Source organism: Pseudoalteromonas sp. SWYJZ12 (genome assembly GCF_015864395.1).
GTDB lineage: Bacteria > Pseudomonadota > Gammaproteobacteria > Enterobacterales > Alteromonadaceae > Pseudoalteromonas > Pseudoalteromonas arctica.
Genome location: NZ_JADYXH010000002.1, coordinates 255,142 through 267,810, shown reverse-complemented (window position 1 = coordinate 267,810; position 12,669 = coordinate 255,142). Strand labels below are relative to the sequence as shown.

At 40.7% G+C, this 12,669-nt stretch carries 5 protein-coding genes; 4 read left to right on the top strand and 1 reads right to left on the bottom strand.

Annotated features, from left to right (window positions below):
• The first annotated feature begins 164 nt into the window (after positions 1-164).
• A complete protein-coding gene (locus I6F42_RS03375; protein ID WP_024590348.1) occupies positions 165-356 on the top strand; it encodes a DUF2934 domain-containing protein in 192 nt (63 codons plus the stop codon).
• A gap of 140 nt (positions 357-496) precedes the next feature.
• Here the strand turns inward: I6F42_RS03375 and I6F42_RS03370 are convergent, their stop codons facing one another.
• Positions 497-1,234, bottom strand: coding sequence for a Crp/Fnr family transcriptional regulator (locus tag I6F42_RS03370; protein ID WP_024590349.1), 738 nt, complete (start codon positions 1,232-1,234; stop codon positions 497-499).
• Between the two features lie 649 nt (positions 1,235-1,883).
• Here I6F42_RS03370 and I6F42_RS03365 point away from each other — a divergent pair.
• From I6F42_RS03365 to I6F42_RS03355, 3 genes are all read left to right on the top strand, one after another.
• Positions 1,884-10,712, top strand: coding sequence for a GH36-type glycosyl hydrolase domain-containing protein (locus tag I6F42_RS03365; RefSeq protein ID WP_197150913.1), 8,829 nt, complete (start codon positions 1,884-1,886; stop codon positions 10,710-10,712).
• Between the two features lie 22 nt (positions 10,713-10,734).
• Positions 10,735-12,222, top strand: a complete 1,488-nt coding sequence (locus I6F42_RS03360; RefSeq protein ID WP_197150910.1) for a bifunctional 2-methylcitrate dehydratase/aconitate hydratase — start codon at positions 10,735-10,737, stop codon at positions 12,220-12,222.
• A 171-nt stretch (positions 12,223-12,393) separates the two neighbouring features.
• A complete protein-coding gene (locus I6F42_RS03355) occupies positions 12,394-12,597 on the top strand; it encodes a hypothetical protein (RefSeq protein WP_024590352.1) in 204 nt (67 codons plus the stop codon).
• Positions 12,598-12,669 lie beyond the last annotated feature (72 nt).

Below are 12,669 nucleotides of genomic sequence, written 5' to 3'. Positions count from 1 at the left end.
CAGGTTTATGCCCTCAAATTGATCAAGTATTATTGCACATTGGTATTACTATGATAAATCGAGCTTACATTCCACTTAAGATTGAGAATAATGTAACTACACTCAATGTTTTAATTTGGTATTAAGTTTTTTATTTTATCGAGTAATATTTTAGGAATAATCACATGAGTAATAACATCTCAAGTAATTCAGTATCAAAAACTAAACCTAATTTGAATAAAGAAGGTCTCAGCCGACATGACATGATTGAAGCTAAAGCTTACTCATTAGCGAGTGATCGTGACTTTACCGGTGACAATCACTTAAATGATTGGCTTGAGGCTGAAAAGGAAGTAGACGGACAACTACCAAAGTAGGTTAAATGTAAAAAGCCCACTAACAGCAGAACATACACAAATTTTAAAGCCCAGGCTCAATGAGCAACTTGCTGGGCTGTTTTGAAGCTATTACCGGATTTCATTTTTATGTAAATAAACTTATTAGATACCAAAATATATTAACTGATAATGGATAGTTTTCTAACGTTAGGTTTTTTTTCCATATAAGACTCCAACCTGTCTGTTTCTCTTTTTACAACCTCATAGCACTCGCAAGACTGAGACTCTAATTGAGGTCGGTCTATCACACTAATATGACCACGTTTATAAGTGATAATACCCAGCTTTTGTAGTTTACCAGCGGCCTCAGTTACTCCCTCACGTCTTACGCCTAACATATTTGCTATTAGCTCTTGAGTCATTATTAAATTGTTACTCGGTAAACGGTCAATCGATAGTAAAAGCCAGCGGCTTAGTTGTTGCACTATACTATGATGACGATTACAAACTGCGGTTTGCGCTGTTTGGGTAATTAATGATTGCGTGTAACGTAACATGAGCATACGCATATCAGGCTCGCTATTAAATTGCCTGCGTAATTCACAAGCGGGTAAGCGATAAGCAGTACCAGCACTTTGCACAATAGCCCGGTTAGGAGTGCTTTCTCCCCCCATAAATACAGCTATACCTACCACCCCTTCATTACCGATAACTGATATTTCAGCAGATGAGCCATCAATCATCACATACAATAATGAAACAATACTATCTATTGGAAAATAAACGTAATCGAGCTTTTCACTTGTTTCATAAATAACTTCTCCAAGGGATAAATTGACTCGCTTTAAAAGCGGAAACATGCGGTGTTGTGCGTCAGTAGATAAAGCATTAAGCAGTTTGTTCTTCAATTGACCCATCTAATGTGAATTTCCTTTTTATATGCCCAACTTATAACTAATAAAACCTAAAAGTAATGGCTTTGAAAGTATGTAAGTCAGGATATTTTAATAATAAACTCGGATTTGTTTATACAGTTATTAGGCGCTAGAAATGAAAGGTCGTTGCTTTTTGATAATAAAAATTGTTCTATTTTTATTAAAGAATTTTAAGGTGCCTTTAATTATTTTATATACGTTTATTCACTTTAAATATAAGCCGACACTCCCAGCTGTACTTCACTGAAATAATAAGATACTCAATATAACAAGGCGAATATGTACGCTAACACACATAGTCTAAATTTATCTGCCTTTAGTTGATATATATGCATAATGGTTGATGAAATTTAAAGATAATCCACACCATAAAATGGCGACAACTCACTGTTATAAAACACAAAATAGAACTCTACTATTAGACTATGTGTGTTGACGAACCGACCCTTAACGAAGCTTGTTATATGTTGATGTATGTATTCAACAATAAGATAAACTTTATGAATATTTTTAATGATTACTTGCTCACCTCTAATAACCAAAATAATTTAAAACATCTTTTTTTAAATCCAGTGATAAATTTAACCGTCAATATCTTCACTACGACGTTTAGTCTCAAGTATTTACCACGATGAATAAAAATAAGCTTATCAACATCCTTTCGCCATTTTTCCCTTGGCTTAAATCAGCTCCCCAAAAAGAACAAATCCCCATTCGATCAGAGCTCTTAAGTGCTGAACAAATGGAAAAACATGCAAAATCACTAGCAAAAAGTCATATTTTAGATGCTAAAAACACTCAAGATCAGCTACTTGAGCGCCTAGACGAAAACGAAAAAGTACTGATTAAAGCCAATAGTTTATTAACCATTGCCGTTAAAGCAAAGCAGCCTATAGTGCCCTCTGGTGAGTGGTTACTCGATAATTTTTATCTTATTGAAGAGCAAATTCGTACCGCTCGGCTTCATTTACCTAAGCACTATAGTCAGGAACTGCCACGTTTAGAGCAAGGTGCCTCTTTAGGTATGCCCCGAGTTTATGATATTGCGTTAAATGTAATTTCCCATGGCGACGGGCGTGTAGATAGCGAAATTCTAGCGCAATTTTTAGCCGCGTATCAAACAGTAACAACGCTTAACCTTGGTGAACTCTGGGCCATTCCAATTATGCTAAGGTTAGCCTTAATTGAAAACCTACAACGCGTAAGTACACGTATCATAATCGCACGCCAGCACCTAAATCTAGCCCAACAGTGGGCTAATCAAATGTTAGAAATTGCTGAGCAAGACCCTAATAGTTTAATTTTAGTTATTGCCGACATGGCACGCTCAAAGCCTCCTATGGAAAGCGCTTTTGTAGCAGAGCTAACTCGTTTATTACAAGGGCATGGTTCGGCATTAGCACTTCCCCTTACTTGGATTGAACAACAACTAGCTGATTCGAGTTTAACCATAGAGCAACTAGTACAAAAAGAGAATCAGCAACAAGCCGCTGATCAAGTCTCAATTAGCAATAACATTAGTAGCTTACGCTGGTTGACCGCGATGAACTGGGCGGATTTTGTAGAAGATCATAGCGCTGTAGAACACATTTTGCGCCAAGATATAGAGGGTGTGTATGGTTATATGGACTTTATCACGCGAGATAGTTACAGAAAAATCATAGATCAACTCGCTAAGCGAAGCTCATTGTCAGAAGTCGATATAGCTAAAAAAGCAATAAAATTAGCCCAGCAGGCTGCTCAAGCCCAAACAGTATCAACCACAACGCTTGCGCCTAACCATGTAGGCTACTATTTAATTGATAAAGGTATTACGCAATTAAAGCAGCTCATAACAGTAAAAACGTCTATTTTGAAAACGTTATTTTCGCAAGCCAAGCGTATAACATTAATACTTTATTTAGGAGCAATTATATCCTTAACAACCCTAATTAGTGCCTCTTTTATGGCTATGGTCGTTCCTGATAACATACCTCACTGGCAGTTTATTCTTTTAATAATTTTAACTTTATTCGGAGCAAGTCAATTAGCCTCAGCACTCGTAAACTGGATAGTTACCTTGCTAGTCGACCCACAACGATTACCCAGAATGGACTATTCAAAAGGGTTGCCAGCGCAAAATAAAACATTCGTAGTAATCCCTACAATGCTTACCAGCTCTATAGGTATTGAGCAGTTATTAGAAGTACTCGAAGTTAGATTTTTAGGTAATCGCGATCAACATATACACTTTGCTCTACTGACCGACTTTACTGATGCAGAGCAACAAACACTCCCCACAGACGAAGCGTTGCTATCGCAAGTACGCCTTGGTATAGAAAACCTTAATGCCAAATATGCAGAGCCTTCTCTTTTACAGCAAGAAAGTCGCTTTTTTTTACTGCATCGCCCACGAACCTGGAATCCAAAAGAGCAAATTTGGATGGGGTTTGAACGTAAACGCGGAAAATTATCAGATCTAAACGCACTACTTCGAAACCCAATAGAACATGCATTTGAACTTATCGTCGGTGATATTAACGCTATACAAAAAGTTAAATATGTCATTACTTTAGATACCGATACACAACTTCCACGAGATTGTGCCCGTCAGTTAGTTGCGACCATGGCGCACCCTTTAAATCAACCAAGATTTGATGAAAAAAGACAATGTATTGTAGGCGGCTACGGCATTTTACAACCACGTATGGCAGCAAGTCTATCGGGACATAACCCTTCTCGTTACTCGCAATTATTTGGTGAAGAACCGGGTATCGACCCATATACGCGTTCAATATCCGATGTATACCAAGACCTCTTTTCACAAGGCTCATTTATCGGTAAAGGTATATACGATATAGATGCATTTGAACAAACACTTGGTAACCGTTTACCACAAAACCAAATACTCAGCCATGATTTACTCGAAGGTTGCTATGCTCGCTCGGGGTTGATTAGTGATGTGCACTTGTACGAAGAATACCCTACACGTTACAACACTGATATGTGTCGGCGTGAGCGCTGGATCAGAGGAGATTGGCAAATTGTGCGCTGGTTACTTCCTCGTGTTTTAAACACTCGAAGCGATAAATGTCAAAATCCTTTGTCACCTTTATCACGTTGGAAAATTCTTGATAATTTACGTCGAAGTGTCGAACCACTCGCAATCTTTTTATTACTTACGGTAGGTTGGTTTACAGCAGCTAATCCATTGAAATGGACCCTTGCCATAAGTGCTATTTATTTATTACCGCCATTGCTGAGCGCGCTAATTTCGTCGATGCGCAAACCCGCAGAAATGCTGATGTCCCACCATTTGCATGATGTTTTACAGTGCTTTGTTCGTCAGCTTATTCAAATCGGTTTTCGTTTAGCATGTTTACCTTTTGAGGCTGTGTTTAACTTAACCGCAATATTACGTAGTGCGGGTCGAATGCTGTTTACTCAACGTCGTTTATTAGAGTGGCATGTCACAGATCATAAATCTAATTATGTAGTAAATGCCTTAATAAATAGTTATTACACTATGTGGACTGCGCCATTTATTGCGATTACTTTAATCGCTTCGCTACTTTACTTTGCCCCTTTACACTTAACTTTTACAAATATATTAGCTGTATTTCCTCTACTTTTATTATGGCTTTTATCACCGGTTATAACATGGTGGTTTAGTGAGCCTAAACTCGATAATTTAGCGCCACTGAGCGACAAGCAACAATTATTTTTACAAACTATTGCCCGTAAAACATGGGCTTTTTTCGACCACTTTAACACTGCAGACGATCATTGGTTAATTCCCGATAACTATCAAGAGGAAGCCGGTCCTGTTATTGCGCACCGTACATCGCCTACTAATATTGGTCTGTCTTTACTGGCTAACGTTAGTGCCTATGATTTTGGTTTTATTGTACAAAGTGATTTAATTCAACGCACGCAAGATTGCTTTAATACCCTCGATAAACTCGAGCGTCACGAAGGGCATTTTTATAACTGGTACGACACACAAACATTGCAACCTTTGCCACCGCGCTATATTTCATCAGTAGATAGCGGTAACTTAGCCGGTCACCTTTTAACTTTACAAATAGCATTAAAAGAACTCCCTTCTAAACCTATTGTTCACCCACAAATGTTTGAAGGCATAAGTATCACTTTGGCCATTGTGGCAAACTTGTTTAAAACATTGCAATTAGACTCAGAGCAAAATAAAAACAATATTATCGATACCGCTATTAATGCCATGAACTCAATACTTAACGCTGTTCGTATCACTGCGCCTACAAATCTATATGACGTTGAACAGCACTTAATTACACTCAATAATAATGCGCGAATATTGTTAGAGAATATAAAGCAAGACGCTGCTAATGATTTAGATACAAAGTCGAAAGAGCATAAAGTATGGACTCAAGACTTACACAGGCAATGCCAGCGTACCCTAAACGAACTCTATTTATTTTCGCCATGGCTCAAACTAACTAATCCGCCAGTTAGCTTAAAACTGCAATTTCTTGATTCTAATATTTTGACAATGCAGCAATTAGTTAAACGTTGCCCCGACACTATTAACGCAATTGATGCGCTTTTATCATCGGTATTACCATCCGACGAAACTCAGTGGCTTTCTTCATTACGTATTCATACTTTAGCCAGTACACAGCTTGCCAAAGATTGCATTTCGCAATGTGACAAATTAGCCAACAGAGCGATTGAATTTGCACAAATGGAATATGCATTTTTATATGATGAGTCTCGCCATTTATTGGCTATTGGTTATAACGTAGATGAGCATCGACGTGACACCAGTTTTTACGATTTACTGGCATCTGAAGCTCGTTTAGCCAGTTTTATTGCTATAGCACAAGGTAAATTGCCACAGCAAACCTGGTTCGCTCTAAGTCGCCTACTAACCAGCGCTGGCGCCGAGCCGGTGCTGGTGTCGTGGAGTGGCTCTATGTTTGAGTATCTTATGCCCATGTTAGTTATGCCTAGCTACGACGGTACATTGCTCGAACAAACTTGCCGTGCAGCGGTTACCCGACAAATTGATTATGGAAAAAGACAAAACGTACCGTGGGGCATATCTGAGTCGGCATACAATACGGTAGATGCTTCTCTTAATTTTCAATATCATGCCTTTGGCGTACCGGGTTTAGGGCTAAAACGAGGCTTATCAGAAGACCTCGTCATCGCTCCCTACGCGTCTGCATTGGCATTAATGGTTAACCCACAAGCAGCGTGCGAAAATCTTCAACTGTTAGCTGATAGTGGACTTGAGGGACATTACGGATTGTATGAGGCAATAGATTACACCCCTGCCCGTTTATCCAGAGATCAAAAAAGCGCAGTCATTCGCTCCTTTATGGCTCACCATCAAGGTATGAGCTTACTTGCATTGGCATATCATTTACTTGACCAGCCTATGCAAAAACGCTTTGAATCAGACCCTTTACTGCAATCAGCTTTGCTATTACTACAAGAGCGCGTGCCTAAAACATCTATATTCCAACCTCATATAGACCAATACGCAGAGAGCGGAGCGTTATTTGAACATGCAAAAATAAAGGTTAATCCACCTATTCCAGCCATTACCCCAACACCCCAAGTACAGCTACTTTCAAATGGTCGTTACCATGTAATGCTTACAAATGCAGGAGGTGGCTACAGCCGCTGGACCGACTTAGCCGTTACACGGTGGCGTGAGGATCCTACTTGCGACAATTGGGGAACATTTGTCTACGTTAGAGACACAGCCACAGGCGACTTTTGGTCGGCAGCCCACCAGCCAACGCTAAAACCAGCCCAGTCGTATAGCGCATCATTTTCTGAAGGTCGCGCTGAGTTTCGCCGAAGCGATCAGCATATAGAAACTTACACTGAAATCGTTGTCTCTCCGGAGGACGATATTGAACTTCGTCGTATACGCTTAAGTAATCACTCACCCGATACCCGTACAATTGATATAACCACTTATGCAGAAGTTGTAATGGCAAACCCTGCAGCCGACCTTATGCAACCGTCATTTAGTAATTTGTTTGTACAAACTGAAATACTTCCAAGTGGCAATGCCATTTTATGCACTCGTCGTGCACGCTCTGCTGATGAAAAAACACCTTGGATGTTTCATTTACTTTCAACACGCGTCAATAGCAGTACAACAAAAGTCGGAACCCTGTCTTGTACAACTGATCGCATGCAATTTATTGGTAGAGGTCGCTCTTTGGTTTCACCACAAGCAATGCTAGAAATGGGCGAACTTGACGCTAAACAAGGGTCAGTGCTTGATCCTATTGTTGCTATTCGTGCTCCTGTGGCTTTACTTGCTGGCAGTGTAGTAACACTCGATGTAATAACGGGTATGGCACAAAGTAGACAGGCTTGCCTTGCGTTAATTGCTAAATATCAAGATCATCACATTACCGATCGAGCACTTGATTTAGCATGGACTCATAGCGATGTGACCTTACGCCAAATTAACGCCAATGAAGCAGATGCTCAACTATACCGGCAGTTGGCTGGGTATATTTTGTATGCCAATGCAACTCTTCGGGCTAACGCATCTGTATTAATACAAAATCGTCGAGGACAATCTGGACTATGGGGCTACTCAATTTCTGGCGACTTACCTATCATATTATTAAAAGTAGCCAGCGGTAATAATATTGAAATTGCCCGCCAACTTATTCAATGCCATGCATATTGGCGCTTAAAAGGGCTTGTCGCTGATTTAGTCATTTGGAATGAAGAGCAAGTTGGTTACCGACAAGGTTTGCAAGACCAAATTATGGGGCTAATCGCAACGGGTACTGAGTCTCATTATATTGATCGCCCTGGCGGGATATTCGTTCGCTCAGCAGAACAAATCTCGAATGAAGACCGCATACTGTTACAAGCAGTTTCGCGGATTATTATTGATCAAAGTGGCACATTGGCAGAGCAAGTAAACCGTCGAACGCTTGTAGAGAAAAACGTAAAGGGACTAATCCCAACTCAAGCATTACATCCCAAAATCAATCAAGCGCTTGGCAATACTCAAGAAAACTTACTTTTAAATAATGGACTGGGTGGGTTTAGTGAAGATGGTCGCGAATATATTATTACCACCACCGAAGCGAATAAAACCCCTCTGCCTTGGGTTAATGTGCTAGCAAACGCACATTTTGGCAGCGTTATTGACGAAAATGGTTTTGCTTATACGTGGAGCGAAAACGCCCATGAGTTTCGTTTAACGCCGTGGAGTGCAGACACTACAGGCTCATCTGGTGGCGAAGCATTTTATTTACGTGATGAAGATACAGGTAAATTTTGGTCACCTTGCGCGATGCCAAAACGTGGGGCTAATCCCTATATAACCCGCCATGGCTTTGGTTATAGTACATTTGAGCACAGTGAAACCGGCATCGAATCCTCTCTTTGTGTGTATGTAGATACACTCGACGCCGTAAAATACTCGGTATTAAAAATTAAAAACAACTCATTAACTACCAGGCGCCTAAGTGCAACAGGTTATGTTGAATGGGTACTTGGCGATCTTCGTTCTAAAACAGCGCTACACCTTGTTACAGAAATTGATGCTAAGAGCGGTGCATTGGTTGCCTCTAATGCCTATAACTCAGAGTTTGGTGGCAGAGTTGCTTTTTTTGACGTTGATGATATGTCACGAACACTAACAGGAGACCGTAGCGAGTTTATTGGTCGCAATAAAACATTACACGACCCCCAGGCAATGACTCGTACTCATTTATCTGGCAACTTAGGAGCGGCACTCGATCCGTGCGGTGCAATTCAAGTCCCTTTTGAACTGCAAAGTGAACAAGAGCGCACAATTATTTTTAGGCTCGGTGCTGCGCAAAATAAAGAGCAAGCAAGTACGCTTGCTTTAAAACTCAGAAAACCCGGTACAGCACGCATTGCACTCGAAAAAGTTACTGATTTTTGGCAGCAAACACTCGGCAGTGTGCAGGTTAATACCCCCGACCCTGCATTGAATGTATTAGCAAATGGCTGGCTTGTGTACCAAACTTTAGCATGTCGATTTTGGGCTCGCAGTGGGTTTTATCAAAGTGGTGGCGCGTTTGGCTTTCGCGATCAGTTACAAGATGCCATGGCATTAATACATGCTTCGCCTGCATTACTAAGGGATCACATACTGTACTGCGCCACACGTCAGTATAGCGAAGGTGATGTGCAACATTGGTGGCATCCACCATCAGGGCGCGGTGTAAGAACACGCTGTTCAGACGATTATTTATGGCTACCATTAGCTACGTGTCGTTACATAAAAGGCACTGATGACATAACTATTTTAGATGAGCTAATGCCCTTTATTGAAGGTCGCCCCCTTAAAGACGACGAAGAATCCTATTACGACTTACCTTCTGTGAGCGCAGCAAGGTCGAGCCTTTATCAGCATTGCGTGTTGGCAATTGAGCATGGTTTACACTTTGGAGAAAAAGGTTTACCGTTAATGGGCTCAGGAGATTGGAATGACGGTATGAGCCTTGTTGGAATACACGGCAAAGGCGAAAGCGTTTGGCTGGGGTTCTTTTTATATAAAATACTACAAGAATTTTCACCTATTGCTGCATTACATGGCGATATAGAGTTTGCTACTCGTTGTGACAATGAAGCACAAAAACTACAAGGTAACCTAGCTAAACACGCATGGGACGGAGCTTGGTATCGTCGCGCATGGTTTGACGACGGAACCGCGCTGGGCTCATCACAAAGCCCAGAGTGCACTATTGACTCAATAGCGCAAAGTTGGTCAGTGCTCTCTGGTGCAGCTAATAATGAGCGCTCTACGCAAGCAATGTCGTCTTTGTATCAGCATTTGGTCAATAGCGATGATAAATTAATCCAATTACTCAATCCGCCTTTTGATAAATCAAAAATGAACCCTGGTTATATAAAAGGTTACGTCCCGGGCGTGCGCGAAAATGGCGGGCAGTATACGCATGCCGCTATTTGGGCAAGCATGGCATTTGCTCAACAAGGCGACAAAAAAAGAGCCTGGGAATTGATGAATATAATCAATCCATTAAATCATGCTAAAAACGCCGAACAAGTTGAAACCTATAAAGGCGAACCTTATGTCGTAGCCGCCGATGTTTATGCCGTTGCTCCGCATATTGGACGAGGCGGTTGGACGTGGTATACCGGATCTGCGGGTTGGTTATACCGACTAATAATAGAATCTTTATTAGGTGTAACACGAACAGGAAATAAGCTAACCATTTCACCGTGTATTCCAGAGGATTGGAGCACCTACTCAATCGACTATCGCTTCGAGAGCACCTATTACCATATTACAATTGAGCAAATTATAGGGGATAAAAAACATAATAAAAGTGAGCTAATACTTGACGGTATAGCGCTTGAATCAACTTATATTCCACTTGAAAACGATAAGCAAAAGCATGAAGTTCACCTAAGCGTTTACTCGGTGACTTCTAATAAATTGAAACCAAGTAAAATATAAACAAACGAATTAAGGATACAAAATGAGTAGTAATACAGATAATAACACTCGCCCAGATTACGACAGTGTTATCCAGGATATCGCTGATTATGTATTAACGTTTGAAGTATCAAGCGCAGAAGCACTAAACACTGCACGTAATTGTTTAATGGATACCTTAGGCTGTGGACTGCTCGCTTTAAAGTTTTCACAATGTACCAAACTTCTTGGTCCAATTGTCAAAGGGACCATTGTTCCTAATGGCGCACGAGTACCTGGGACCTCGCTCATACTCGACCCTGTTAAAGCAGCGTGGGACATTGGTTGTACCATCCGCTGGCTCGATTACAACGATACGTGGTTAGCTGCTGAATGGGGGCACCCTTCTGATAACTTAGGTGCTATTTTAGCTGTAGCCGATCACTTGTCTCAAGTCAGAATCGCAAATTCACAGCCTCCCCTGACTATGCGAGACGTACTTGAAGCCATGATTATGGCGCATGAAATTCAAGGCGTTATCGCATTAGAAAATTCTTTTAATCGTGTTGGCTTATGCCATGTATTATTGGTGCGTGTAGCCTCAACGGCTGTTGTCACAAAAATGATGGGGGGCAGTAGAGAGCAAATAATGGCAGCCATATCTCAAGCATGGGTTGATGGTTCTGCACTGCGTACTTATCGTCATGCGCCAAACACTGGGTCTCGTAAATCTTGGGCTGCGGGCGATGCAACTTCCAGAGCAGTTTATTTAGCTGATATGGCAATGCGCGGTGAAATGGGTATACCCAGTGCATTAACAGCTGCGCAATGGGGGTTTTATGATGTCTCTTTCTCCAAAACTAATAAAGACCAAGCACTAAAGCCTGAAGCGCAGCGCACGTTTTCGTTCTCCCAAGGTTACGGTTCATATGTAATGGAAAACATTTTGTTTAAAATTTCTTTTCCAGCAGAGTTTCATGCGCAAACAGCAGCAGAAGCCTCCGTTATTTTGCACCCTCAAGTAAAGTCGCGTTTAGACGATATTGAGAAAATAATGATCCGCACCCACGAGTCAGCCATACGCATTATTTCTAAAACAGGACCGCTTGCCAACGCAGCTGACCGCGACCATTGCTTACAATATATGATTGCCGTTCCCTTGGCATTTGGGAACTTAACTAGCGAACATTATGAGGACGACTTTCACAACACGCACCCTATCATCGATAAACTACGCGACAAAATGGAGGTGTTAGAAGATAAACGCTTTACAGCTGAATACTTAGAGGCGGACAAACGCTCTATTGCCAATGCAATTCAAGTTTTCTTTAACGATGGTAGTAAAACAGAAGAAGTGGTTGTTCAGTACCCTTTGGGTCATCGCCGTCGTCGTGAGGAAGGCATTCCATTATTAGAGCTTAAATTCAAATCTAATTTAGCAACACGCCTTGCAACCCAACAATGCCAAACCATATTTACCCTTTGTAAAGATCAAGCCAAGCTTGAAAATACGCCAGTAAACAGCTTTATGGACTTATTTGTTATTCAATAAGTTAAATTGCAGTATGTACGGTGATACTGTAATACCAATTCGCTTAATTAAGTGAGCTATTTTTAGGTAATAAAATAGCTCACTAACAAAGCGAGCTTATAATATACAATTGTTTTATATAAATATTTTTTAAAACGAAGCTTTAACAAAACACAGCAAACGGGACTTATTATGACTAATGAAATTAAACACTCAATTGCAAACTTTGCAGCCTTAGAAACTTCAATAGCAAATGGGGAAGAACAATCGGTAAAAGAATTATTAGCAGATCAGTCAATGCAAGAGCTAGAAAAAAGCTACCTGTTAGACTTAGCTAAACTCGGTAATAACAGCGCTATCATAAAGCTATTAAATGATATCCCCGTAAAAAAATAGACGCTCGTGGCTATGTTATTACTCCATAGCTGGCGAGTTAATCCATGTTGTAAGGTAATAATTGATTGTTCT

Bases quoted from the DNA above. Each gene is read 5' to 3' on its own strand.
- I6F42_RS03375 (WP_024590348.1), top strand. From the start codon at position 165: ATGAGTAATAACATCTCAAGTAATTCAGTATCAAAAACTAAACCTAAT.
- I6F42_RS03370 (WP_024590349.1), bottom strand. From the start codon at position 1,234: ATGGGTCAATTGAAGAACAAACTGCTTAATGCTTTATCTACTGACGCA.
- I6F42_RS03365 (WP_197150913.1), top strand. From the start codon at position 1,884: ATGAATAAAAATAAGCTTATCAACATCCTTTCGCCATTTTTCCCTTGG.
- I6F42_RS03360 (WP_197150910.1), top strand. From the start codon at position 10,735: ATGAGTAGTAATACAGATAATAACACTCGCCCAGATTACGACAGTGTT.
- I6F42_RS03355 (WP_024590352.1), top strand. From the start codon at position 12,394: ATGACTAATGAAATTAAACACTCAATTGCAAACTTTGCAGCCTTAGAA.